This is a genomic window from Micromonospora xinjiangensis, assembly GCF_056150165.1.
Genome location: NZ_JAXCFO010000005.1, coordinates 56,138 through 81,176 on the forward strand (window position 1 = coordinate 56,138; position 25,039 = coordinate 81,176).

The following is a 25,039-nucleotide window of genomic DNA, read 5'->3' on the forward strand; positions in this document are numbered from 1 at the left end:
GGTCCCGGGTTCCGTCGGGGTCGGCTCGTAGACTTCGCTGATGGTCTCCCCCACCGACCTGCACACCTCGGAAGCCCGGCAGGTGCTGCGCCGGGTCTTCGGCTACGACACCTTCCGCGGCTTCCAGCAGGACGTGATCGACCACGTGGTGGCCGGCGGCGACGCGCTGGTGCTGATGCCCACCGGGGGCGGCAAGTCGCTCTGCTACCAGATCCCCGCGCTGGTGCGCCCCGGTGTCGGCGTGGTCGTGTCCCCGTTGATCGCGCTCATGCAGGACCAGGTCGACGCGCTGACCGCGCTCGGCGTCCGGGCCGGCTTCCTCAACTCGACACTCGACCTCGACGCCCGTCGCCGGGTCGAGGCGGCGTTCCTCGCCGGCGAACTGGACCTGCTCTACCTGGCGCCGGAGGCGCTCGGCTCCCGGGCCACCGTCCAGCTGCTCGACCGCGGCAAGATCGCGCTGTTCGCGATCGACGAGGCGCACTGCGTGTCCCAGTGGGGGCACGACTTCCGGCCCGACTACCTGGCCCTGTCGATGCTGCACGAGCGGTGGCCGGAGGTGCCGCGCATCGCGCTCACCGCCACCGCGACGAGCGCGACCCGCGACGAGATCGCCCGCCGGCTCGACCTGACCGGCGCCCGGCACTTCGTGGCGAGCTTCGACCGCCCCAACATCCAGTACCGGATCGTGCCGAAGCGGGAGCCCCGCAAGCAGCTGCTGAGCCTGCTGCGCGACGAGCACCCGGGGGACGCCGGCATCGTCTACTGCCTCTCCCGGGCGTCGGTGGACAAGACCGCCGAGTTCCTCACCGCCAACGGCATCGCGGCGCTGCCCTACCACGCCGGCCTCGACGCGGTCACCCGCGCCGCCCACCAGCAACGGTTCCTCCGGGAGGACGGGCTGGTCATGGTCGCCACGATCGCCTTCGGGATGGGCATCGACAAGCCCGACGTCCGCTTCGTCGCGCACCTCGACCTCCCGAAGTCGGTCGAGGGCTACTACCAGGAGACCGGCCGCGCCGGGCGGGACGGCCTGCCGTCGACCGCGTGGCTGGCGTACGGACTGCAGGACGTCGTCCAGCAGCGGAAGCTGATCGAGACGTCCGAGGGGGACGTGGCGCACCGTCGCGGCCTGGCCCGGCACCTCGACGCGATGCTGGCGCTGTGCGAGACGGTCCGCTGCCGCCGCGCCCAGCTCCTCGAGTACTTCGGCGAGCCGGAGACCGGCGACTGCGGCAACTGTGACACCTGCCTCGACCCGCCCGAGTCGTGGGACGGCACCGTCGCCGCGCAGAAGCTGCTCTCCACCGTCTTCCGGCTCGACCGGGAGCGCAACCAGCGCTTCGGCGCCGGGCACTGCATCGACATCCTGCTCGGGCGGCAGACCGAGAAGGTGACCCAGTTCGGCCACGACTCGCTGACCGTCTTCGGCATCGGTGGCGAGCTGCGCGAGGCCGAGTGGCGCGGGGTGGTCCGCCAGCTGCTCGCCGAGGGTCTGCTCGCCGTCGAGGGTGACTACGGCACCCTGGCGCTCACCGCTGCCAGCGCCGAGGTGCTGGGCCGGCGGCGGTCGGTGATGATGCGCCGCGAGCCCGAGCGCGCGGCGCCCACCCGCTCCGGCCGGTCCCGCGCCACGGCCGCCGCCGAGCTGCCGCCGGCCGCCGCCCCGGTCTTCGAGCGGCTCCGCGCCTGGCGCGCGGCCGCCGCCAAGGAGCAGGGCGTTCCGGCGTACGTCATCTTCCACGACGCGACCCTGCGGCAGATCGCCGCGGACGTGCCCACGTCGCTGGCCGACCTGTCCCGGGTCAACGGGGTCGGCGAGAACAAGCTGGCGAGGTACGGGGAGCAGATCCTGGCCGTGCTGGCCGACGCCTGAGGGGCCGCTGCCCGCTCCGGCGGCACCGCCGGAGCGACACGGTCGGAGCGGCCCGGTCGGCGCGGCGCGCTCAGCTCGGCGTGGAGCCGCCCGGTCGGAGCGCCGCGCTCAGATCGGTGTGGAGCGGCGCGGCGCGATCGGAGCGGCGCGGTCAGTCACCGGGCGGCACCGCCGGGGCCGGACGGTCAGTCGCCCGACGGTGCCTTCGCGGGCTCGCCGCCCAGTGCGGCGAGGATCGCCTCGGCGGTGCGGCGGCCCACGCCCGGCACCTCGGTGATCTCCTCGACGGTCGCCGCGGAGAGTCGCTTCAGTGAGCCGAAGTGCCGCAGCAGTGCCTTGCGCCGCACCTCGCCCAACCCGGGCACCGAGTCCAGCGCCGACTGCGTCATCCGCTTCGAGCGGCGCTGCCGGTGGAAGGTGATGGCGAACCGGTGCGCCTCGTCGCGGACCCGTTGCAGCAGGTAGAGCCCCTCGGAGCTGCGCGGCAGGATGACCGGGAACTCGTCGTCGGGCAGCCAGACCTCCTCCAGCCGCTTGGCCAGCCCGCAGAGCGCCACGTCGTCGATGCCCAGCTCGGCGAGCGCCTGGGCGGCCGCCGCGACCTGCGGCGGGCCGCCGTCGACCACCACGAGCTGCGGCGGGTACGCGAACTTCCGCGGCCGTCCGGTCGTCGGGTCGACAAGCGTGCCCACCCGGGGCTCGTCGTCGGAGACCTGGCCGGCCGGGGCCTCCGGGTCGTCCGCCGCCTCCACGCCCGCCTCACCGGTCTCGGCACGCGCGTCGAGGTAGCGGGCGAAGCGGCGGCGCAGCACCTCGGACATCGCGGAGAGGTCGTCGGTGGCGCCGCGGATGATGAACCGGCGGTACTCACTCTTGCGCGGCAGCCCGTCCTCGAAGACGACCATGCTGGCCACCACGTCGGTGCCCTGGATCTGGGAGATGTCGAAGCACTCGATGCGCAGCGGGGACGTACGCATGCCGAGCGCCTCGCTGATCTCGTCGAGCGCCTTGCCGCGGGTGGTCAGGTCACCGGCGCGGCGCAACTTGTGCCGGGCCAGCGCGTCCTTGGCGTTGCGCTCCACCGTCTCCATCAGGGTGCGCTTGTCGCCGCGCTGCGGCACCCGCAGCGTGACCCGGCTGCCGCGGTGGCTGGAGAGCCAGTCGGCCAGGGCGTCGGCGTCGGCCGGCAGCTCGGGGACGAGCAGCTCGCGGGGCACGTCGGCCTCGCCGTGCTCACCGCCGTAGACCTGCGTGCAGAAGTGGTGCACCAGGTCGCCGGTGGTCAGCTCCTCGGTCTTCTCCACCACCCAGCCGCGCTGGCCGCGGACCCGCCCGTCGCGCACGTGGAAGACCTGCACCGCCGCCTCGAGCGGGTCGTCGGCGAACGCCACCACGTCGGCGTCGGTGCCGTCGCCGAGCACCACGGTCTGCTTCTCCATCGCGCGGCGCAAGGCGGCGATGTCGTCGCGAAGCCGGGCGGCGCGCTCGAACTCCAACTGCTCGCTGGCCTCGGTCATCTCGCGTTCGAGCTTGCGCACCATCGTGTCGGTGCGGCCGGCCATGAAGTCGCAGAACTCGTCGACGATCTCCCGGTGCCGTTCCACGGAGACGTTGCCCACGCAGGGCGCCGAGCACTTGCCGATGTAGCCGAGCAGGCAAGGGCGGCCCACCTGACCGGCGCGCTTGAAGACGCCGGCCGAGCAGGTGCGGGCGGGAAAGACCCGCAGCAGCAGGTCGAGCGTCTCGCGGATCGCCCACGCGTGCGAGTAGGGCCCGAAGTAGCGCACACCCTTGCGCTTCGCGCCGCGCATCACCTGCAGCCGCGGGTACTCCTCGTCGAGGGTGACCGCGAGATAGGGGTACGACTTGTCGTCCCGGTAGCGGACGTTGAACTTCGGGTCGTACTGCTTGATCCAGGTGAACTCCTGCTGGAGCGCCTCGACCTCGGTGCCCACCGTGATCCAGTCGACCGACTCGGCGGTGGTGACCATCTGACGGGTGCGCTCGTGCAGGTTCCAGAGGTCACCGAAATAGGAATTGAGGCGGCTGCGCAGGTTCTTCGCCTTGCCGACGTAGATCACTCGGCCGGTGCCGTCACGGAAGCGGTAGACCCCCGGTGACTCCGGGATGGTGCCGGGCGCGGGACGGTAGGTCGAGGGGTCAGCCACGGCTGCAAGCCTAGTCCGCACCACCGACGTTTCCCCGAGCCGACGCAGCCCGCCCCCGGCCCGACCGCAGAGAGGACCTTGGTAGGAGACTGCCCCTCGGGGGCTCCCTCGTACCAAGACCTCGGGGGCTCACCCGCGACCGACGATCGCGGCGCGGGCTTCGGTGGGGGTGGCGCCGAGCGGGGATGTCGAACCGCCCCTGCACTCCTCGGGCGGTTACACGCACGTCGGGGTGTCGCAGTGACGGCGACACCCCGACATCGGCGGCTGGAGTTGATTAAGGGGCGGTGCCCCTGGCGCGGAGGGTCAGGCGAACGAGATCTGGTCGCCGACGACCTTGACCGGCTTGGCGGGCAGCGGCTTGGTGGCCGGGCCGGCCTTCACCGAGCCGTCCTCGATCGAGAACTTGCTGCCGTGGCAGGTGCAGTTGATCGTCCCGCCGTCGACGTTCGACACCGGGCAGCCCTGGTGGGTGCAGATCGGGTCGAAGCCCTTGAACTGGCCGGCTGTCGGTTGGGTGACCACGACGCCCTCGGCGGCGAGGACCTTGCCGCCGCCGAGCGGGATGTCGGAGGTGGTGGCCAGGGACTGGGCGCCCTGCCGGTCGCCGCCGCCCGCGTCACCGGTGCTGGGGACCGCCGGCCCGGCACTGGTGGGCTGACCGGTGGCACCGTCACCCGCGTCGTCCGCGCCACAGGCGGCCAGGACGGCGGACGCCCCCACCGCGCCGGCGCCGGCGAGCAGGACCCGCCGCGTCTGCCCAGCGGGACCGGTCAGCACCTGATCGTCACTCATGCCTCGCCCTTCTCTCGGCTGCTGCGGCCCGTCTCGACCCCCGAGGGCCACACCTTTGTCACACGCCCCACTGTGCCCGACGGTTCACCACCGGCGTGCCGGAACATCCCCGCCGACGATCAACCGGCCCGGCCGCCGGACGTCGGGCGGCAGACGCCGACGCCCGACCACACGAGCCGGGTCGGCCGCCGGCCGGTCGACACCAGCGCCCGGCGCCACGGACCGCCGCTTGGCGCGGTCGCCGAGCCGGAACCACCGCGGCCGGACCGACGCGCGCACGCCGACGCCCCGGGTGGCACGACGGGCGCACCGACACCCGGTCAGCGCGCCCCGGCCGGCACCTTCCGGGCACCGCGGGACTTCGCCCCGTTGGCCTTGGCCGCCCGCGAGGTGGCCGCGGCAGCGCCCTTCGCCTCGCCGTCGAGCTTGAGCACCTGGCGCAGGAACTGGCCGGTGTGGCTCTCGGCCACCTCGGCGACCTCCTCGGGCGTGCCGGTGGCGAGCACCGTGCCACCCCGGTGGCCGCCCTCCGGGCCCATGTCGATCAGCCAGTCCGCCGTCTTGATCACGTCGAGGTTGTGCTCGATCGTGATCACGGTGTTGCCCTTGTCGACCAGGCCTTCCAGCACCATCAGCAGCTTGCGGATGTCCTCGAAGTGCAGACCGGTGGTGGGCTCGTCGAGCACGTAGACCGTCCGGCCCGTGGAGCGCTTCTGCAGCTCGGACGCGAGCTTGACACGCTGCGCCTCGCCGCCGGAGAGGGTCGGCGCCGGCTGGCCCAGGCGGACGTAGCCGAGGCCGACGTCCACCAGGGTCTTGAGGTGCCGGTGGATCGCCGGGATGGCGGAGAAGAACTCGGCCGCCTCCTCGATCGGCATGTCGAGCACCTCGGCGACGGTCTTGCCCTTGTAGTGCACCTCCAGGGTCTCCCGGTTGTAGCGGGCACCCTTGCAGACCTCGCACGGGACGTACACGTCGGGCAGGAAGTTCATCTCGATCTTGATGGTGCCGTCGCCGGAGCACGCCTCGCAGCGCCCGCCCTTGACGTTGAACGAGAACCGGCCGGGCCCGTAGCCGCGCACCTTCGCCTCGGTCGTCTCGGCGAAGAGCTTGCGGACGTGGTCCCAGACACCGGTGTAGGTTGCCGGATTCGACCGGGGCGTACGACCGATGGGTGACTGGTCGACGCCGACCACCTTGTCGACGTGCTCCAGACCGGCGACCCGGGTGTGCCGGCCCGGCACCAGCCGGGCGCCGTTGATCTGGTTGGCGAGTACGGCGTAGAGGATGTCGTTGACCAGTGTCGACTTGCCCGAGCCGCTGACCCCCGTGACCGCGATGAGCTGCCCCAGCGGGAAGCTCACGGTGAGGTTGCGCAGGTTGTGCTCACGGGCGCCGTGCACCACGAGCTCCCGCCCCGGCGTCTGCGGGCGGCGTTGCCGAGGGGTCGGGATCGACCTGCGCCCGGAGAGGTAGGCACCGGTGATCGACTCCGGATTCTCCAGCAGCGCCGGCACCGAGCCGCTGTGCACGATCCGGCCGCCGTGCTCACCGGCGCCCGGGCCGATGTCGACGATCCAGTCCGCGGTGCGGATCGTGTCCTCGTCGTGCTCGACCACGATCAGCGTGTTGCCCAGCCCGCGCAGGCGGACCAGGGTCTCGATCAGGCGGTGGTTGTCGCGCTGGTGCAGCCCGATCGACGGCTCGTCGAGCACGTAGAGGACGCCGACCAGGCCGGACCCGATCTGGGTGGCGAGCCGGATGCGCTGGGCCTCGCCACCGGAGAGGGTGCCCGCCGGGCGGTCCAGTGAGAGGTAGTCGAGGCCGACGTCGAGCAGGAACCGCAGCCGGGCGTTGATCTCCTTGAGGACCCGCTCGGCGATCATCTTCTGCCGGTCGGTCAACTCGATGCCGGCGAGCAGCTCGGCGCACTCCCCCACCGAGAGGTTGCAGACCTCGGCGATGCTCTTGCCGGCGATGGTGACCGCGAGCACTTCGGGCTTGAGCCGGGCGCCGCCGCAGGCCGCGCAGGGCACGTCCCGCATGTAGCCCTCGTACTTCTCGCGCGACCACTCCGACTCCGTGTCGGTGTGCCGGCGCTCGATCCACTGCACCACGCCCTCGAAGCCGGTGTAGTAGGACCGCTCCCGGCCGTACTTGTTGCGGTAGCGGACGTGCACCTGGTCGTCGGAGCCGTGCAGGATCGTCTTCTGCGCCCGCGAGGGCAGCGCCCGCCACGGGGTGTCCAGGTCGAAGTGCTCGGCCTCGCCGAGCGCCTCCAGCAGGCGGAGGAAGTATTCGAGGGTGTGCCCGGTCGCCCAGGGCTGGATGGCCCCCTCGCGCAGGCTGCGCTCCGGGTCGGGGACGACCAGCTCCGGGTCGACCTCCTTCTTGGTGCCCAGCCCGGTGCACTCGGGGCAGGCCCCGTAGGGCGCGTTGAAGGAGAAGACCCGGGGTTCCAGGTCCTCGATGGCCAGGGGGTGGTCGTTGGGGCAGGCCAGGTGCTCGGAGAAGCGCCGCTCCCGGTCGGGGTCGTCCTCGGCGAGGTCCACGAAGTCGAGCAGCACGATGCCGCCGGAGAGGCCGAGCGCCGCCTCCACCGAGTCGGTGAGGCGCTGCTTGGCGCTCGCCTTGACCGAGAGCCGGTCGATCACCACCTCGATGGTGTGCTTCTCCTGCTTCTTGAGCTTCGGCGGCTCGGTGAGCGGGTGCACCACGCCGTCGACCCGGGCCCGCGCGTAGCCCTTGGCCTGCAGCTCCGCGAAGAGGTCGACGTACTCGCCCTTGCGGCCCCGCACGACCGGAGCGAGGACCATGAACCGGGTGCCCTCGGGCATGGCCAGCACACGGTCGACGATCTGCTGCGGGCTCTGCCGGGAGATCCGCTCCCCGCAGACCGGGCAGTGCGGCTCGCCGACGCGGGCGAAGAGCAGCCGGAGGTAGTCGTAGACCTCGGTGATGGTGCCGACGGTCGAGCGCGGGTTGCGCGAGGTCGACTTCTGGTCGATCGACACGGCGGGGCTCAGCCCCTCGATGAAGTCGACGTCGGGCTTGTCCATCTGCCCGAGGAACTGCCGGGCGTACGACGAGAGCGACTCGACGTAGCGACGCTGCCCCTCGGCGAAGATCGTGTCGAACGCCAGGCTCGACTTGCCCGACCCGGACAGCCCGGTGAACACGATCAGGGCGTCCCGGGGCAGGTCGAGACTGACGTCACGCAGGTTGTGCTCGCGCGCGCCACGGATGATCAGTCGGTCGGCCACGGTCCGTGTACTCCCGGGTGAAGAAGATGAGGCGGATCTGTCCGCTCGAGGGCGATTCCGAGCGGTTGTGTGGGCGCAGAAGAACGCCTCGGCAACTCTAGCCCCGAGGTACGACAATTCTCCGTGCCGGCACATTCCCCCAGCTCACGGCGGTACGCCGCGACGACCGGGAACGACCGGCCCCGGTGACCCGCGCCGGGTCACCGGGGCCCGCGAGCGTCGGGCCGGGCGGGCTCCGGGTCAGAAGCTCCCCGGCGCCGGCGGTCGGGCCGGCCGGTTCGCCCGGCGGCGCGCCCCCCGCCACCCGCCGCGCCGCTCGGCGGCCAGCCGTGCCTCGCGCCGACGGGTCTCGAACGCCACCTCGCGCTGCAACCGGCGCCAGCTCTCCCAGCGCCGGGCGGTCAGCTCGCCGCTCTCCAGGGCCTCGCGCACCGCGCAGGCCGGCTCGCCGTCGTGCCCGCAGTCGGCGTACCGGCACCCGGTGGCGAGTTCGGCGATGTCGGCGAACGCCCGGTCCAGCCCGGCGGAGCCGTCCAGCAGGCCGACGGCCCGTACGCCGGGGGTGTCGATGACCACGCCCCCGCCGGGCACCGGCACCAGCGCCCGCCAGGTGGTGGTGTGCCGGCCCTTGCCGTCCACCCGCCGGATGGCCTGCGTGGGCATCACGACGGCGCCGGCCAGGGCGTTGACCAGGCTCGACTTGCCCGCGCCGGACGGGCCGAGCAGGGCCAGCGTGCGCCCGGGAGCGACGTGCTGCCGCAGCGGGTCGAGGCCGACGCCGCGCTCGGCGCTGACCGGCAGCACCGGCACCCCGGGCGCGACCGCGGAGAGCTGGCGGGCGACCGCGTCCGCCTGGGTGGTCAGGTCGGCCTTGGTGAGCACGACCAGCGGCCGGGCGCCGGACTCGTGGGCGAGGGACACCAGCCGCTCCACGCGGCCGGTGTCCGGTTCCGGATGGACCGGCTCGACCACCGCGGCGACGTCGAGGTTGGCGGCGAGCACCTGCCCGCTGGCGTCCTTGCCGGCGGTCCGGCGCACCAGGGCGGTGCGCCGGGGCAGTACCGCCTCGACGGTGCGGCGCCCGTCCGGCCAGGTGCCGACCAGCACCCAGTCGCCGGCGCAGGGAAGGTGGGTCAGGTCGCGGGCGGCGGCGGCGAGCACCGCGCCGCCCACGCTGGCGCGCACCGGGCCCTCCGCGCAGAGCACGGTGCAGACGCCCCGGTCGACCCGGGACACCCGGCCCGGGCGGTGGTCGGTGCGTCGCCGTACGTGGGCCGCCCAGCCGGCGTCCCAGCCGAGGGCGGTCAGATCGATTCTCATGGCATCCTCATCGGTCTCGGAGGTGATGGCGGAACACACGTGCCACGTCCGGCATGAGAGCCCTCACCTCCTCCCGACGTCCCGGTGCCGCGTCGCCGCCGACGGTAGGGGGCGCGCCGACGTACCGAAAGCGATTTCCCCGGCGACGACGGGTCGCGCGACCGCTAGGGTCGGAACGTGACCACGGACCCGCTGCTGCTGACCGGCGAGGTGGACAAGGCGACGTCGCGGCTGCTGCGCACCGCGGCCACCTTCGACGAGTCGGGTCTGGCGGCGGCGTCGCTGCTGCCGGGCTGGACCCGCGGCCACGTCCTGACGCACCTGGCCCGCAACGCCGACGGCTTCGTCAACCTGTTCGTCGCCGCCCGCACCGGCGAGCCCCGGGCCATGTACGCGTCGGCGGCCGGCCGGGCCGCGGACATCGAGGCCGGCGCGGCCCGGACGCCGGACGCGCACCTGGACGACCTGCGCGGCTCGGCCGACCGGTTCGCCGAGGCGGTGGCCTCGATGCCCGCCGCCGCCTGGACGGCGACGGTGGAGACGCCGGGCGGGCCGAAGGTCGCCGCGGAGCTGGTCTGGTGCCGGCTGCGGGAGCTGGAGGTCCATCACGTCGACCTGGCCGCCGGGCACCGGCCGGCCGACTGGCCCGAGACGTTCGCGCACCGGCTGCTGCACGAGGTCGCCACCGACCTGGGTGGCCGCACCGGGGTGCCCTCGATGGTGCTGCGCTTCGACGGCACGCGCCACCAACTGGTGATCGGCGAGCCCGACGGCGCCCCGGTCGTCGCCGGCCCCGCGCCCGACCTCGCCGCCTGGCTCATCGGCCGGGGTCCCGGCGACTCGCTCACCGTCACCCCCGACGGTCCTCTCCCGAACCCACCGGAATGGATGTAGACACCACATGACCTACCGCGGAGACGTGACGCCCGGCGGTGCGCCGGCCGTACGCGAGCTCGACCGGCTCACGATCAGCAAGCTGTCCGTGGGCCCGATGGACAACAACGCCTACCTGCTGACCTGCCGGTCGACGGGCGAGCAGGTGCTGATCGACGCGGCGAACGAGGCGCCCCGCCTGCTGGAGCTGGTCGGTGACCGGGGGCTCGCCGCCGTGGTCACCACGCACCAGCACATGGACCACTGGGTGGCGCTGGAGGAGGTGGTGGCCAAGACCGGCGCCCGCGCGCTGGTGCACGCCGAGGACGCGGCGGGCCTGCCGATCGAGGCCGAGACGCTCACCGACGGCGACACCGTACGCGTCGGCGACTGCGCGCTGGAGGTCATCCACCTGCGCGGGCACACTCCCGGTTCGATCGCGCTGCTCTACCGCGACCCGGCCGGGGCGCCGCACCTCTTCACCGGGGACAGCCTCTTCCCGGGCGGCGTCGGCAACACGGACCGGGACCCGGAGCGGTTCTCCGCGCTGCTCGGTGACGTCGAGGGCAAGCTCTTCGCCCGGCTGCCGGACGAGACGTGGTTCTACCCGGGCCACGGCAAGGACAGCACCCTCGGTGCGGAGCGGCCGGCGCTGCCGCAGTGGCGGGCGCGCGGCTGGTGACCCGCGTCAGGCGGTCGGCTCCGCGTCGGTGATCGCGCGCAGCCGTCGCCGGGTGCCGAGCAGCACCACCCCGGCGAGCACCAGCCCGACCGCCATCGTGACCAGCATCGGGCTGGACTCGCCGGGCAGCAGGCCGGCCAGGGACCGGGAGGCGGTGCCGAGCACCAGGTAGAGCCCGGCCCAGCCGGCGGCGCCCAGGGCCGCGCAGCCGAGGAACCGCCGGTAGGACATCCGCAGCCCGCCCGCGGCCAGCGGCAGCAGCGCGTTGAACACCGGCAGGAACGGCGCGACCAGCACCATCCGGCCGCCGCCGCGGCGCAGGATGCCCTCGGCCGCCGCCCACCGCGACTCGCCGATCCAGCCGCCCACCCGGCTGCGCCGCAGCCGCTCGCCGTACCGGCGGCCGGCCAGGAAGCTGAGCGACCAGCCGGCCAGGCAGCCGCCCACCACGGCGGCGAAGGTGGCCAGCCCGGTCTCGGGCCGGCCCACCCCCACCGCGGCGAGGATGGCCACGTCGCCCGGGACGAGCACCCCGAGCAGCGGTACGGCGTCGAAGAGCATGACCACTCCGAGCACCCCCACGAGCAACGTGAGGGGAAGCTCGCCGACCTGGGCCACCCAATCCGCCATGCCCCGTACGCTATGGCCCGCCCGCCACCCGGCACATCCGGTCGGATCCCCCACGGTGCCCCTGAGACCGCCTCGGGGTCGCCCCTGATCCACAAGGGGCGTCAGGCCGGACGGAGCACCTGCACCCGGCGCACCGGTGAGTCGACTGTGGGCTCGGTGGTCGGCACCGGATAGCTGGCGACCACGGACAGCCGGTCCGGCGGGAGCAGGCCCCGGTCCGGATCGCCCACCAGCACCTCGACGCCGTCGGCGGCCGCGCGGGTGAGGAACGGCAGCACCCGGTCCGCGAGCGCCCGGTCGTAGAGGACGTCGCCGGCGACCAGCAGGTCGGTGCCGGACGGGTCCGAGTCGAGCAGGTCGTTTCCGGTGGCCGCGACCCGCACCTGGTTGGCGCGGGCGTTGACCGTCACGGCGGCCACCGCGTACGGGTCGATGTCGTTCGCCGTGACGTGTGCCGCCCCGGCGAGGGCGGCGGCGATCGCTACCAGCCCGGAGCCGGCGGCCAGGTCCAGCACCCGGCGCCCGGCGGCGAGGGCGGGGTTGTCGAGCAGGTGCCGGGCGAGGGCCTGACCGCCGGCCCACGCGGAGGCCCAGTAGGGCGGGGGGAGGCGGTGCCCGGCGTTCGCCTCCATCCGGGCCCACCAGAGGATCGGGTCCTCGGCGACGTGCAGCCGCACCTCGGGAACGAACGGGGTGCGCGCCAACCGCAGGCGGTCGGGCCCGCGACCGGGGGCGCCGATCTCACGCTCCAGGTCCGACAGGGCGGCTGCCGCGGCATCCCTCACCGGCGCAAGCATGCCGCAGGCCGGGTGCGGTGGGGAGGGATTTCCCGGTTGGCCGCAGAGTTCACCCGGTCGCCTGCGGCACTTCGCCCGGCAGATAAGGGTTTGGCCGGTTACTGTCGAGAGGGTACTGGGCGATCATCGGCCGCGGTCGAGGGTCACCCGCATTGAACAGGGAGAGACGCATGGCAACCGGCACGGTTAAGTGGTTCAACTCGGAAAAGGGCTTCGGCTTCATCGAGCAGGACGGCGGAGGCCCGGACGTGTTCGTCCACTACTCGGCCATTCAGAGCAGTGGCTACCGGGAGCTGAGCGAGGGGCAGAAGGTCGAGTTCGAGGTGACCCAGGGCCAAAAGGGTCCGCAGGCGGACAACGTCCGTCCGATGTGACTCCGCCGGTGGCGGCGGCCGGCGTTCCGGCCGCCGCCACGGTGTGCCCCACCGGGCCGGCGTCGTCGGTCGGCGCCGGTCCGGTGCGGCTCAGCCGGCGGTGACCGGCGGCGCGGCGGGCAGGTCCCGTCGGCGCCGCAGTGGCCCGACCAGCAGGATCAGCGGCGTCACCGCGAGCCAGCCGGTCATCACCAGCATCGCCGTCCGGACCCCGAAGGCGGTGCCGAGCGCGCCGGACACCAGCGCGGCCAGTGGGATCGTGCCGTAGTTGAGCAGCTGCATGCTCACCGTCACCCGGCCCAGCAGGTGGTGCGGGGTGTACGTCTGCCGGAAGCTGCCCTTGAGCACGTTGTTCACGGCCACCCCGAGACTGATCAGCGCGCCGCCGGCGGCGGGCCAGAGCAGGGCCGCCTCGGGGCCGGCCAGCGGGATCAGCAGCGCCGGCGGGCCGCTGAGTGCCGCCCCCAGCAGCATGGCCCGGGCGGTGCCGAGCCGGCGACCGGCGGCGGTGGCCGCCACCGCGCCGGCGACGCCACCGAGGCTCATGGCCGCGACCAGCACGCCGACCGCCCCCGGCGCGAGACCCACCTCGCGGACGAGGAAGACCACCAACACCGCCTGGTAGCCGACCAGCCCGATGTTGCTCGCGGCGCCGAAGACCGTCATGACCCGCAGGTACGGGTCGTGGGCGACGAACCGTACGCCGTCGGCGATCTCGCGGCGCAGGGACCGCGCCCGGCCCTCGCGCGTCGGCCGGGGCTCCACCGTCCGGATGCGGGCCAGGCAGGCGGCGGAGACCAGGAACGTCAGCGCGTCCAGCAGCAGTGCCGCGACCGCGCCGACGGCCTGTGCGATGAGGCCGGCGAGACCGGGCCCCACGACGTAGCTCGCCGTCTGGGTGGCGTGGAGCTTGGCGTTGCCCTCGGGCACCTCGGTGGGGTTCAGCAGGACGGGCAGGTAGACGTGATCGGCGGTCTCGAAGAGGACGCGGGCCAGCCCGGCGCCGAGCGCCACGACGAGCAGGTGCCCGACGGTGAGCGCCCCGGCCACGGCGGCGACCGGCACGCTGAGGAAGAGCAGCGCCGACACCAGGTCGCATGTGATCATGACGGGGCGGCGGGGTAGGCGGTCGACCCACGCGCCCGCCGGCAGGCCGAACAGCAGCCACGGCAGCCAGGCCGCGGCGGTGAGCACGGCGACCTCGAGGGTGCTGGCGTCGAGCACGGCCACCGCCACCAGGGGCAGCGCCACCGCCGTGACGTTGCTGCCGATGCTGCTGACCGACTGACCGGCCCAGAGCAGCCGGAAGTCGCGGTGCCGGAACAGACCGCCGCGCCGGGCGGGGGCGGCGGCCGGGGCGAGCGCGGTCACGGCTTCGCCGGAACGCCGTAGGCGAACACGAAGACCGGCGCTCGTTCCCGCCCGTCGTCGGTGCCTCGCCGCTCGGCCCAGCGGGCCAGCAAGTCGTTGATCTCCTGACCCAGCTCGGCCAGCTCCTCGGGGGTGAGGTGCAGCCAGCGGTCGGTGGAGAAGGGCCCGTCACCCCAGGCCGCCTGCGCCGACTCGTCGGCGCCGTGCCAGGCGCGGGCCAGGGCGACGTGCCGGTCCAGGTTGAGCGACGCGGCGGCGTCGGCCACCGCGCGCGCGGCGGGATCGTCGTCGAAGTCCCTCTGGGACCAGCGCACCGCGGGGTTGACGAGGGTCCACCACCGTTCACGGCGGTCGCGGGCCAGCTCCGGCGCCTCGACCACCAGGTCGGCGGCGGCGAGCACCTTGAGGTGGTGGCTGACGTTCGCCGGGGCCTGGCCGGTGCGCTCGGCGAGCAGCCCCACGGAGGACGGGCCGTGCACCTTGAGGACGTCCATCAGGCGTCGGCGCAGGGGGTGGGAGAGGGCGGCCAGGACGCGTGAGTCGGTGACCTGGCGTACGTCACGGTTCATGCCCCCAGGCTGACATCCGCAACAACCGTTCCGCAAGAGCTATTGCGGAATAGACGTTGTGGATGGGTGGGTCGCCCCCGGGCCGGGGCGACCCACCCACGACTCAGGCGGCGAGCCGGCGGGTCAGCTCGTCGACGACCTGCTGGGCCACCGTGGGCGGGATGGCTGCGGCGATCTTCTCCGGGGTGAGGCCGGCCAGCACGCCCTGGACGATCGCCGGCTCGTCGGTGAGGTCCCTCCCGGACAGCTCCTTGACCTGCGCGACCAGCGCCGGGAACGCCTGGGCCATGGCCAGCAGCAGCATCGCCGGCGAGCCGGCCGACGGGGGGTTGACCACACCGGTCGAACCCGGTTGGCTGACCAACCAGTTACGCAGGTTCGACATGTCGGCGAGCACGTCGTCGACGGTGCGCCTGGCGTAGCCGGTGTTGCTGATGAGCCGGTCGGTGAGTTCCATCTCGTCCTCCTCGGGTGGTGACGGCGGGGTGATCAGTCCGATGCTGGTGAGGTACCGGCGGAACAGCGGAGTCTGGTCCCGGCCCGCCTTGATCGCGTCACGGAAGAAGCTGAAGTGCGTGTGCCAGAGGTGCGAGTTGTCGCCGCTGCTGCGCCGGCCGAGCCGGTCCCACCGGCGGACCGTCCGGCCGTCCGGGCTGTAGATGATCTCCCGAATGTCCCGGGTGTCCGCGGCGTTCGCCGCGCACTGCCCGACGCACCAGGTGGAGAAGCTGCGCAGGTCATGGCTGCGCCCGCCGGAGCTGACCCGGAACTGGCCGACGTCGAGGGCGGCCGCGTCCAGGGTCAGTCCGGCGCGGTCGCGCGGCGACTCGACGACCGAGTAGTCGTTGTTCACCACCCGATCGGAGCCGCAGTGGTATCCGCCGCGGTGGTTCGGATCGCCGACGATGCCGACCTCCGCGGGCTCCAGATCCGCGTCGCGGACCCGGTTCTTGTCGACGTTGAGATGAGTGAGCAACAGGCTGCGTACGGCCATCAGGTTCGCCGGAGCCCGGGTCATGGGGTCCCCCTTTCCGGTTGGACGGGGGCCGGGCGCGGCGTTACCGCGCGTTAGCGAGGTGGGTTCGACGCGCGAGCCCGGCCTGTCGAGCGCACGGCGCCGGGCGTACGGCCAACCATAGCTCGGTCTCCGCGCAAACGCCCAGGTCAGAGGGTTTCACGTTCACATTCGACGGTATGGTCCGGGCACAGTAGACAGCCGGACCGGATGCCGTCGACCCGGATCCGCACACGGCCAACCGTCAACAATGGACACGTAGCGTGACCGGAGTACGGACGACCGCGGGGACGGCCGGCATTCAGCCGGCGGAACGCCGGGGCGCCATCGTCGGTTTCGGTGTCCTACTGGACACGCTGCTGGTCCGCACGCTGCTGGTGCCCGCGATCGTGCTGCCGCTCGACCGCCACTTCTGGTGGCCCGGCGCGCTCGCCCGGCGCCCCGCCGGGGCACCGGCCGCCACGGCGACGGCGCCCGACCCGGCCCGGGCCGGGTCGCCGGGCTGACCTCAGCCGGTCAGAAGTCGAGGCACTCGCACTCGGTCATGAGCGCCCGCACGTTACGCACGTACTGCGGGTTGGGGATCGCCAACGGCTCCCCCTCCTGCGCCACCGCGCCGTGCCCGTAGTTGTACGCGGCGATGACCGCGTTGAGCAGGCAGGAGTTCAACTCACTCGTGCACAGGTCGGCGTCGAGCCGGTAGTCGGCGTCGAAGTACATGTCGCCGATGTACTTCGTCAACCAGGCCAGGTAGGTGCCGCCCAGGTAGGCGTTGTCCCGGTAGTCGTCGATGTCGTAGCTCTGCCCGAACCGCTGGTTCATCCACTCCGCGGTCGCCGGCATCACCTGCATGAGCCCCACCCCGCCGTCGCAGGCGATGATGTTGGACTGCCAGCCGCTCTCCTGCCAGGCGGTGGCCTTCACCAGGTTCAGCGGGATCTTGATGTCCGGGGCCGACGTCGGCCAGTACGTCCGCGCCGCCGCGTCCGACAGGGCCGCCTTGACCTGCGACCGGGTCGCCTGGTCGCCCCGGTAGCTGGGCTTGCAGGTGCTCGGCGCGGGCTTCGGCGGCGGGGGCGGCACCCGGGTCTCGGTCGGTGGCTTCGGCACCGGCCGCGGCCCGGCCGCCGTCCGGGTCGGTTTCGGGCGCGGCTTCGACGAGGGGGACGCGCTGCGCGAGGCGCTCGGTGCGACGCCCATCCCCTCCGCCGCGGAGGGCGACGGCGCGGCGACCTCCACCGGCTCCGCGGTGGCCTCGGCGGAGACCTCCACGGGCACGCCCACCGGTGCGGTCAGCTCCGACGGCCGCGCGCCCTGCTCGCCGCAGCCCGCTGACGCGACCAGCAGCAGCCCGGCGAGAACCGCCGCACCCATCAGCCCCGTTCCTCGGCGCATCCCGGTTCCCTTCCCCCCGTTGACGTCGCCGCACCCTAACAAGGCTCGACCGGGTGCCGTTGCCCCTCGGGCTGCCCGGGCGCCGGGGTCGCGGGCGGTCCCGGCGCGCCGACGGCCCGGTTACGGGTCGCCCAGGCCACCATGAACACCAGCGTCCAGAGCACCCCGAGCAGGACCGCGGCCAATGTTCCGCTGGCCGTGCTCAGCCCCAGGTAGAGGCGGGCGCCGGCGAGGGATACCACGCCGGCCGCGGCGCCCGTCCAGGCGGCCACGGCCACCGGCCAGCGGGTGCCCCGGGACAGCAGCCACGCGAGGGTGCACAGGCTGGCCGTCACCACCGCGTTCTGGGTGGGGAAGACCACCTCGTCCGGGCCGGCGCCCAGGGCGCGGGTCAGCTGGGCGGCCACGGCCAGCACCACCAGCGGGACGAAGGCCCCCACCGTGCCGACGAGTCCGAGCAGGTCCGCCCGCCAGGGGCGGCTGCGCCAGGCCAGCACCCCGGCCACCAGCGCGACCACCGTGATCAGCACCGGGCCGCGCAGCGCCGACACGGTGGCGAGCACCACGTCCACGGCGTCCGGGGTACGCCGGGCGGCGAACCAGCCGGCGATGGCGTCGTCGACGGCGGCCAGCCCGCTGTGGCGGACGACCAGCTCCAGCAGGCCGGCGAAGGCGAGCCCCGCGGCGAAGAGCAGCACCAGGCCGGCCGTCAGGTTGAGCAGCAGGGTCCAGCCGGGCCCGATCCGCATGGCGAGCAGGAAGAAGAGCACCCCGTACCGGCCGGAGAGCCAGCGCACCGGCGGCAGCGCGGTGGCCCGGGACAGCAACGCCCGCACCGGGTCGGGGTTGCGCCCCAGCCAGCGCCCGGCCAGCACGACCGCCACCAGGGCGACCAGCAGCACCAGCACCGCGCCGGTGGCCCGACCGAGCAACCGGGAAACCGTCTCGTACGACTCACCGGCCAGGAAGCCGACCAGCACCGAGCCGCCCACCCAGCTGACCACGCCGGCCAGGTTCCACGGCGCGAACCGCCGGTACGGCATCCCGGCGGCGCCGGCGAGCCGGGGCACCAGGGTGCGGGCGAAGGCGATCCACCGGGCCGCGAGGACACCCCGGCCACCGAGCCGGTTGAGCAGCCCGTCGGCCCGTTGCCAGCGCTCCGGCCCGACCCGGGTGCCGAAGCCGCTGGCGCGCAGCCGGGGCCCGTACCGGCGGCCGGAGCGGAAGGCGAGTGTGTCTCCGATCACCGCCGCGGCGATCATCACGAGCAGCGCCGGGGCGAGCCGCAGGGTCCCCGCGTACGCTAGGAAGCCGACCAGCAGCAGGGTCGCCTCACCCGGCACCAGCAGTCCGAAGATCACGGCGGTTTCCCCCGCGACGATCAGCGCGGCGACCAGGTAGATCAGCAGGGGCGGCAGACCCTGCATGAAGGTCAGCAGGTCGTGCACTCGGCCCCCATGAACACGAGGGTCAGCATGCCAGCCGCGTGAGCGGCTGGGACAGGAGTTTCACCACAGATCCGGGCCTTGCGGGGGATGACCCCGAGGGGGCACCGGCAACCGCGGACAGGAGAGTATGGAGGGTATGCAGCTACGCACCGACCTTCGCAACGTCGCCATCATCGCCCACGTCGACCACGGCAAGACGACCCTGGTCGACGCCATGTTGCGGCAGGCCGGCGCGTTCGGACCCCGGGCCGAGGTGGCCGAACGGGTCATGGACTCCATGGACCTGGAGCGGGAGAAGGGCATCACGATCCTGGCCAAGAACACCGGCGTGCGCTACCTGCCCGCCGACGGCTCGGACCCGGTGACCATCAACATCATCGACACCCCCGGCCACGCCGACTTCGGCGGCGAGGTCGAGCGCGGCCTCACCATGGTCGACGGGGTCGTCCTGCTCGTCGACGCGAGCGAGGGTCCGCTGCCGCAGACCCGTTTCGTGCTCCGCAAGGCGCTGCGGGCCCGGCTCCCGATCATCCTCGTGATCAACAAGGTGGACCGTCCGGACGCCCGGATCAAGGAGGTCGTGGACGACACCTACGAGCTCTTCCTCGACCTGGACGCCGACGAGGAGCAGATCGACTTCCCGATCGTCTACGCCTGCGCCCGCGACGGCATCGCCTCGCTGACCCAGCCCGCCGACGGGGCCGTGCCGGACGACAGCCACAACCTCGAGCCCCTCTTCCGCACCCTGCTGGACACCATCCCGGCACCGGCGTACGAGGAGGACGCGCCCCTGCAGGCGCACGTCACCAACCTGGACGCGTCGCCGTTCCTGGGCCGGCTGGCGCTGTGCCGGGTCCGCCAGGGCACCATCAGCAAGGGCCAGACCGTGGCCTGGTGCCGCACGGACGGCAGCACCCAGCGGGTCCGCATCTCCGAGCTGCTCATGACCGAGGGTCTGGAGCGCAAGCCCGCCGAGTCCGCCGGCCCGGGCGACATCATCGCGGTCGCCGGCATCCCGGAGATCATGATCGGTGAGACCCTCGCGGACGCGGAGAACCCCGTCCCGCTGCCGCTGATCACCGTCGACGAGCCCGCCATCTCGATGACCATCGGCACCAACACCTCCCCGCTGGTCGGGCGGGTCAAGGGCGCCAAGGTCACCGCCCGGATGGTGAAGGACCGGCTCGACAAGGAGCTCGTCGGCAACGTGTCGCTGCGGGTGCTGCCCACCGAGCGCCCCGACGCCTGGGAGGTGCAGGGCCGCGGTGAGCTGGCCCTGGCGATCCTGGTCGAGCAGATGCGCCGGGAGCAGTTCGAGCTGACCGTCGGCAAGCCGCAGGTCGTCACCAAGGAGATCGACGGCAAGACCTGCGAGCCGGTGGAGCGGCTCACCATCGACGCCCCGGAGGAGTACCTGGGCGCGATCACCCAGCTGCTGGCGACCCGCAAGGGCCGCATGGAGCAGCTCGTCAACCACGGCACCGGCTGGATCCGCATGGAGTGGCTGGTCCCGGCCCGGGGCCTGATCGGCTTCCGCACGGAGTTCCTGACCGAGACCCGGGGCACGGGCATCCTGCACCACGTCTTCGAGTCCTACGAGCCGTGGTTCGGCGAGCTGCGTACCCGCAACAACGGTTCGCTCGTGGCCGACCGGTCCGGCGCGGTCACCGCGTTCGCCATGACCAACCTCCAGGAGCGCGGCCAGCTCTTCGTCGAGCCGGGCACCGAGGTGTACGAGGGCATGATCGTCGGGGAGAACTCCCGCTCCGACGACATGGACGTCAACATCACCAAGGAGAAGAAGCTCACCAACATGCGCTCGTCGACCGCCGACGAGACCGAGAAGCTGATCCCGCCGCGGAAGCTGTCGCTGGAGCAGGCGCTGGAGTTCTGCCGCGAGGACGAGTGCGTCGAGGTGACCCCCGCCGCGGTCCGTATCCGCAAGGTGGTGCTGGACCAGACCCAGCGGGGCCGGATGGCGGCCCGCCGCAAGCACGCCGGCTGACCCGCTCAGCCACCCGGAGCCCGGCCCGCCCCCGGCGGGCCGGGCTCCCGCCTGCCCAGGTCAGGGTTGGTGGCCGCCAGCGCCAGGACGTCGGGGATCGGCGTGGCGCCGGACTCCCGCACCGCGGTCAGGAGCAGGCCGGCGTCGGCCACCGCGTTCAGCAGGTCGGCCAGGGGGACGTGCCACGCGCCCACCCGGGCCCGCACACCGCTCGGGTTCCAGGCGCGGAACGTGCGCTCCCGGTCGGCGTACCCGGCGTCGATCACCGCGCGCGCCGGATCGGACCGGTCGGCGAACGCGCCGACGAAGCACGGGTGCACACCGACGTGGACGAAGCGGCCACCGGGCGCCAGGACCCGGGCGGCCTCCGCGATCACCGCACGGTAGTCGGGCACGTCGGTGTGCCCGAGCACGCAGATCACGGCGGGCACGCTCGCGTCGGCGACCGGCAACCGGGCCGCGTCGGCCCGCGCCACGGGCAGCCGCCGGCGGGCGTGCCGCAGCTGCCCGGCCGACAGGTCCACACCCACCGGCTCCCAGCCGAGCCGGCGCAGCTCGACGGCGTGCACCCCGGTGCCGCAGCAGAGGTCGAGGCACCGGCGACCGCCGCCGGTGCCGAGCAGATCGGCGAGCCGGCCACGGACCCGGTCCATGTAGCCGGTCGAGGTGTCGGAGGCGAACCGTTCGTACCAGTCGGCGATGGCGTCGTACGCGGCGGTCGTCATTCCCGCACGCTAGACCCGCGGCCGGCCGGGCCGCAGCCCCGCCACCTCCCATGATCCGCTACGGTCACCGGCATGACCTGGGTTGACCTCGACGCTCGGCTGGACCGGGTGCCCGGCACCGTCTCGGCGTACGCGGGACGGCTCGACACCGCACCCACCTGGACCCGGAAGCCGGACGCCACCCACTACGCGGCGAGCACCATGAAGGTCGCCGTGCTCGCCGCCCTGCACCGGGCCGCCGAGGCGGGCACCCTCGACCTGGACACCCCGGTGCCGGTGGCGAACGAGTTCGACTCGGCGCTGCCCGGCGCCCCCCGGTTCTCCTGCGCCCGGCACTACGACAACGACGAGGCGGTCTGGGAGCGCCTCGGCGAGACCGCGCCGCTGCGCTGGCTCGCCCACCGGATGATCGTCCGGTCGAGCAACCTCGCCACGAACATCGTCCTCGGTCACGTCGGCCTGCCCGCGGTGGCCGAGGTCTGGCGGCTCGCCGGCGCCCGGCACAGTGTCACCGGCCGGGGCATCGAGGACTTCGCCGCCCGCGACGCCGGTGTCACCAACCTGGTCACCGCCGCCGACCTGGCCGCCCTGCTCGGCGCCCTCGCGGCCGGCGCCACCCGCCCCGGCCCGATCACCTCCCCGGCCGCCTGCGCGGCCATGCTGGACGTGCTCGCCGCCCAGGAGCACCGCGAGGACCTCGCCGCCGGCCTGCCGCCGAACACCCGGATCGCGCACAAGAACGGCTGGGTTCGCGGCGTCCGGCACGGCGCGGGCGTCGTCTTTCCCGACGACGCGCCGCCGTACGTGGTGGTCGTCTGCACCAGCGACGACGGTGCCCGCGACGACGAGGACGCCTGCGAGCTGGTCGCCGACATCTCCGCCCTCGTCTGGGCGGCCCGCCACGACCTGTAGGTCGACCGCACGCCGGGGTGGACGCGGTCCCGCCCGACGAGACTCCCGGGACGGCACCGGCGACGCTACGCTGCCCGTACCCCCGCACCCCGGAGCCGCCGATGCCCCGCAGCCGCCTCCTCCTGACCGCCTTCGTCGTGGTGGCCGCGGCGAACCTGGCCGCCAACGCGACCGGCACGGGCGTCGGCGAGATGGTCACCAAGCCGCTGCTGATGCCCCTGCTCGCCGGCTACCTCTGGCGGGCCGCCGGCGAACGCGGCCACCCTCCGCGACGGCTCGTCCTGGCCGCCCTGGCCCTCTCCACCGGCGGCGACGTGGCCCTGCTCGGCGCCGGCACCGGCTGGTTCCTCACCGGCATGGCGCTCTTCCTCGGCGCGCACCTCTGCTACATAGCGGCGTTCACCCGCGGCGGCGGCGCCACCGCGCTGCGCCGTCCGCCGCTGCTCGCGGTGCCCCTCGGTTACGCGGTGCTGACCGTCGCCGCGCTCGCCTGGATGTGGCCGGGCCTGGCCGACGCGGGGCTCGCGGTGCCGGTCGCCGGCTACGCCGTCGCGCTGGCCACCATGGCCACCACCGCCGCCGCCCACGGCCCGCGGGTGGGTCTCGGCGGGGCGCTCTTCCTCGTCTCCGACCTGCTCATCGCCACCGGCGTGGCCGGCGTCTTCGACCCGCCCGGCGCGCCCGTGCTGGTCATGGGCACGTACGCCGCGGGGCAGGCGCTCATCGTCGCCGGACTGGCCGCCCGCAGCCCGGCCCCGCCGCCCCTGCCGGTCACTCCAGCAGCTGCGCCCGCAGGGCCGTGACGACCTCGTCGGTCACCCCGAGCCCGTCCCGCAGGTACGCGTCGAACGAGCCGTGCACCCGGCGCACCTCCTCGTAGCCGGCGTCGAGATACTCCGGGCGCACCTCCAGCACCGGCAGCACCGCCTCGACGTCCAGCTCCGGCTGCCGGCGCCGCATCGCCTCGACGAGGACCGCCCGCAGGCTCTCGGTCAGCTCGTTGTTGCGCAGGTACTCGGCCCGGATCTCCGCCTCGGCCACGCCCAGCGCGGTCAGCAGGATCACCGTGAGCCAGCCGGTGCGGTCCTTGCCCGCCGAGCAGTGGTACACCAGCGGCAGGTTCTCCGCCCGGGCCGCCAACCGCACCGCCTCGGCGAAGCCCGCCCGCGCCGACTCGCCCGTGACGAACCAGCGGTAGATCGCGGCCATCGCCGCCGGCGTCCCCTGCCGGGCCAGCTCCGCGTACGCCGACAGGTCGTGGCCGAGCAGCACCGCGGAGACGTACGTGAACACCGGATGCTCCGGATCGTGCACCGGCAGGTGCACCAGCCGCGGCTCCCCGACCAGCCGGTCCGCGGGTGCGACCGCGACCTCGGAGTGGTCCCGCAGGTCGACCACGCAGGCCGGCGCCAGCCGGCCGAGCACCGGGAGGTCCTCGTCGGTCAACCGCCCCAGGGCCGGTGTGCGGATCAGGCGCCCGGTACGCACCCGCCGGCCGTCCGCGCCGACGAGGCCGCCCAGGTCTCGCGCGTTGGGCGCACCCACCAGTTTCCAGCTCGGCACGTGCACGCCGACGCCTCCCGCCGCGGCGACGGCGGGTGGCTCACCCGCACCGTGCCCGATGGTTCGCTCGCTCACGCGGCCCCTCCCGCCCAGGTGATCTGCGTATAGGGTGCCGCACATGACGATCGCCGCGGTACGCACCCACCGGCTCACCGCACCCCTGCACACCCCGTTCGTCACCGCGCTGCGCCGGACGACCACCGTGGACACCCTGGTCGTGGAGGTGGTCGACACCGACGGCCGCTCCGGTTTCGGCGAGGCGCCGCAGGTGTGGCAGGTGACCGGGGCCTCCATCGACGGCTCCGAGGCGTGCGTCCGGCAGCTGCTCGCGCCCCTGGTCACCGGCCGGGACCCGGACCAGCTCGTCGCCCGCTGCACCGAGATCCAGCGGGCCGTGGTCGGCAACGAGGCCGCGAAGATGGCCGTCGACGTGGCGCTGCACGATCTCGCCGCCCGGCGGCTCGGCGTGCCCCTGGTGCGGCTGCTCGGCGGCACCGCGCTCACCGTGCCCACCGACGTCACGCTCGCCGCGGGCGAGGCGGCGGACCTGGCGGAGACCGCCGGCAAGCGCCGCGCCGAGGGCTTCGATGTGCTCAAGCTGAAGGTCGGCACCGACGCGGCCGGTGACCTCGACCGGGTCCGGGCGGTACGCGAGGCGGTCGGCCCGGACGTGCGGATCCGGCTCGACGCCAACCAGGGCTGGACGGCCCGGGAGGCGGTCCGGGTGATCCGCGGCATCGAGGACGCCGGCCTGGACGTGGAACTCGTCGAGCAGCCCGTGGCCCGCTGGGACCTGGACGGCCTGGCCTGGGTCAGTGACCGGGTCGACGTGCCGATCCTCGCCGACGAGGCGGTGTTCGGGGTCCGCGACCTGGTGGAGGTGATCCGCCGGCGCGCGGCCGACCTGGTCAACGTGAAGCTGGCCAAGTGCGGGGGGCTGCACCCGGCCCGCACGCTGCTCGAACTGGCCGCCGCCCATGGCCTCGGCACGGTCGTCGGCTCCATGATGGAGAGCGAGGTGGGCATCGGGGCGGCGGCGAGCCTCGTCGCCGCGTACGGCACCACCGCCGTGCCCGACCTGGACGCCGCCTGGTGGCTGGCCCGCTCACCGGTGCGCGGCGGCCTCCGTTACGACGGCGCGACGGTCGTGTTGCCGGACGCGCCCGGCCTCGGCATCACCTCCGTTGGGTGAAGCAAAGATTCACCCGGCGGATTGAGCGTCGGCGGTTTCTTTCATAGGGTCGCGGAGACGGTGTTC

Annotated in this window: 21 protein-coding genes and 1 pseudogene; 9 read left to right on the plus strand and 13 right to left on the minus strand. The window is 73.6% G+C overall.

Going from position 1 to position 25,039, the window contains the following annotated elements:
- Positions 1 to 40 precede the first annotated feature (40 nt).
- A complete protein-coding gene (recQ, locus tag SM573_RS19180; RefSeq protein ID WP_474616728.1) occupies positions 41 to 1,876 on the plus strand; it encodes a DNA helicase RecQ in 1,836 nt (611 codons plus the stop codon).
- Positions 1,877 to 2,061: 185 nt separating this feature from the next.
- Here recQ and uvrC read toward each other — a convergent pair whose 3' ends face one another.
- From uvrC to rsgA, 4 genes are all read right to left on the minus strand, one after another.
- Positions 2,062 to 4,044 carry an excinuclease ABC subunit UvrC gene (uvrC, locus tag SM573_RS19185; protein ID WP_474616729.1) on the minus strand — a complete coding sequence of 661 codons (1,983 nt, stop codon included), beginning with the start codon at positions 4,042 to 4,044 and terminating at the stop codon, positions 2,062 to 2,064.
- A gap of 306 nt (positions 4,045 to 4,350) precedes the next feature.
- Positions 4,351 to 4,839, minus strand: coding sequence for a Rieske (2Fe-2S) protein (locus SM573_RS19190; protein WP_474614699.1), 489 nt, complete (start codon positions 4,837 to 4,839; stop codon positions 4,351 to 4,353).
- 320 nt (positions 4,840 to 5,159) lie between these two features.
- Entirely contained in the window at positions 5,160 to 8,102 is a 2,943-nt protein-coding gene (gene uvrA, locus SM573_RS19195; protein WP_474616730.1) for an excinuclease ABC subunit UvrA, read from the minus strand.
- Positions 8,103 to 8,342: 240 nt separating this feature from the next.
- Positions 8,343 to 9,422, minus strand: coding sequence for a ribosome small subunit-dependent GTPase A (rsgA, locus tag SM573_RS19200; protein WP_474616731.1), 1,080 nt, complete (start codon positions 9,420 to 9,422; stop codon positions 8,343 to 8,345).
- A 177-nt stretch (positions 9,423 to 9,599) separates the two neighbouring features.
- Here rsgA and SM573_RS19205 point away from each other — a divergent pair, with 177 nt between their 5' ends.
- Together SM573_RS19205 and SM573_RS19210 are read left to right on the plus strand one after the other, a co-directional pair.
- A complete protein-coding gene (locus SM573_RS19205) occupies positions 9,600 to 10,316 on the plus strand; it encodes a maleylpyruvate isomerase family mycothiol-dependent enzyme (RefSeq protein ID WP_474614696.1) in 717 nt (238 codons plus the stop codon).
- Between the two features lie 7 nt (positions 10,317 to 10,323).
- Positions 10,324 to 10,977, plus strand: a complete 654-nt coding sequence (locus SM573_RS19210; RefSeq protein ID WP_474614695.1) for an MBL fold metallo-hydrolase — start codon at positions 10,324 to 10,326, stop codon at positions 10,975 to 10,977.
- A 6-nt stretch (positions 10,978 to 10,983) separates the two neighbouring features.
- Here the strand turns inward: SM573_RS19210 and SM573_RS19215 are convergent, their stop codons facing one another.
- Positions 10,984 to 11,607: a DedA family protein gene (locus SM573_RS19215; protein ID WP_474614694.1), complete on the minus strand. Its 624-nt coding sequence runs from the start codon at positions 11,605 to 11,607 to the stop codon at positions 10,984 to 10,986.
- A gap of 101 nt (positions 11,608 to 11,708) precedes the next feature.
- The gene (locus SM573_RS19220; protein WP_474614693.1) at positions 11,709 to 12,404 is read right to left on the minus strand and encodes a class I SAM-dependent methyltransferase; all 696 of its coding nucleotides are present in this window, start codon (positions 12,402 to 12,404) and stop codon (positions 11,709 to 11,711) included.
- 170 nt (positions 12,405 to 12,574) lie between these two features.
- On the opposite strand from SM573_RS19220, the gene SM573_RS19225 reads away from it, so the two are divergent.
- Entirely contained in the window at positions 12,575 to 12,778 is a 204-nt protein-coding gene (locus SM573_RS19225) for a cold-shock protein (protein ID WP_076467683.1), read from the plus strand.
- A 90-nt stretch (positions 12,779 to 12,868) separates the two neighbouring features.
- Here the strand turns inward: SM573_RS19225 and SM573_RS19230 are convergent, their stop codons facing one another.
- The 3 genes from SM573_RS19230 to SM573_RS19240 form a co-directional block, all read right to left on the minus strand.
- Positions 12,869 to 14,149, minus strand: a complete 1,281-nt coding sequence (locus tag SM573_RS19230) for an MFS transporter (protein ID WP_474616732.1) — start codon at positions 14,147 to 14,149, stop codon at positions 12,869 to 12,871.
- Positions 14,146 to 14,718: an ArsR/SmtB family transcription factor gene (locus tag SM573_RS19235; RefSeq protein ID WP_474614691.1), complete on the minus strand. Its 573-nt coding sequence runs from the start codon at positions 14,716 to 14,718 to the stop codon at positions 14,146 to 14,148. Before SM573_RS19235 ends, SM573_RS19230 begins: the two co-directional genes overlap by 4 nt.
- 103 nt (positions 14,719 to 14,821) lie before the next feature.
- The gene (locus SM573_RS19240) at positions 14,822 to 15,736 is read right to left on the minus strand and encodes a hypothetical protein (protein WP_474616733.1); all 915 of its coding nucleotides are present in this window, start codon (positions 15,734 to 15,736) and stop codon (positions 14,822 to 14,824) included.
- A 317-nt stretch (positions 15,737 to 16,053) separates the two neighbouring features.
- On the opposite strand from SM573_RS19240, the pseudogene SM573_RS19245 reads away from it, so the two are divergent.
- Positions 16,054 to 16,239: pseudogene (locus tag SM573_RS19245) on the plus strand (MMPL family transporter); the annotation flags it as partial.
- Positions 16,240 to 16,249: 10 nt separating this feature from the next.
- On the opposite strand, the gene SM573_RS19250 reads toward SM573_RS19245, so the two are convergent.
- Together SM573_RS19250 and SM573_RS19255 are read right to left on the minus strand one after the other, a co-directional pair.
- Positions 16,250 to 17,128, minus strand: a complete 879-nt coding sequence (locus SM573_RS19250) for a lytic transglycosylase domain-containing protein (RefSeq protein WP_474614688.1) — start codon at positions 17,126 to 17,128, stop codon at positions 16,250 to 16,252.
- Between the two features lie 35 nt (positions 17,129 to 17,163).
- The gene (locus SM573_RS19255) at positions 17,164 to 18,576 is read right to left on the minus strand and encodes a DedA family protein (RefSeq protein WP_474614687.1); all 1,413 of its coding nucleotides are present in this window, start codon (positions 18,574 to 18,576) and stop codon (positions 17,164 to 17,166) included.
- A gap of 136 nt (positions 18,577 to 18,712) precedes the next feature.
- Between SM573_RS19255 and typA the strand changes: the two genes are divergently transcribed.
- Positions 18,713 to 20,581, plus strand: a complete 1,869-nt coding sequence (gene typA, locus SM573_RS19260) for a translational GTPase TypA (protein WP_474614686.1) — start codon at positions 18,713 to 18,715, stop codon at positions 20,579 to 20,581.
- Between the two features lie 5 nt (positions 20,582 to 20,586).
- Here typA and SM573_RS19265 read toward each other — a convergent pair whose 3' ends face one another.
- Complete coding sequence (locus SM573_RS19265; protein ID WP_474616734.1) at positions 20,587 to 21,306, minus strand: class I SAM-dependent methyltransferase; 720 nt, start codon at positions 21,304 to 21,306, stop codon at positions 20,587 to 20,589.
- Between the two features lie 72 nt (positions 21,307 to 21,378).
- On the opposite strand from SM573_RS19265, the gene SM573_RS19270 reads away from it, so the two are divergent.
- A complete protein-coding gene (locus SM573_RS19270; RefSeq protein ID WP_474614684.1) occupies positions 21,379 to 22,218 on the plus strand; it encodes a serine hydrolase in 840 nt (279 codons plus the stop codon).
- Positions 22,219 to 22,319: 101 nt separating this feature from the next.
- A complete protein-coding gene (locus SM573_RS19275; RefSeq protein ID WP_474616735.1) occupies positions 22,320 to 23,021 on the plus strand; it encodes a lysoplasmalogenase in 702 nt (233 codons plus the stop codon).
- Here SM573_RS19275 and SM573_RS19280 read toward each other — a convergent pair.
- Positions 22,990 to 23,787 carry a tyrosine-protein phosphatase gene (locus tag SM573_RS19280; RefSeq protein WP_474614724.1) on the minus strand — a complete coding sequence of 266 codons (798 nt, stop codon included), beginning with the start codon at positions 23,785 to 23,787 and terminating at the stop codon, positions 22,990 to 22,992. The genes SM573_RS19275 and SM573_RS19280 overlap by 32 nt on opposite strands.
- Before the next feature lie 112 nt (positions 23,788 to 23,899).
- Here SM573_RS19280 and SM573_RS19285 point away from each other — a divergent pair, with 112 nt between their 5' ends.
- Entirely contained in the window at positions 23,900 to 24,973 is a 1,074-nt protein-coding gene (locus SM573_RS19285; RefSeq protein ID WP_474616736.1) for a mandelate racemase/muconate lactonizing enzyme family protein, read from the plus strand.
- Positions 24,974 to 25,039 lie beyond the last annotated feature (66 nt).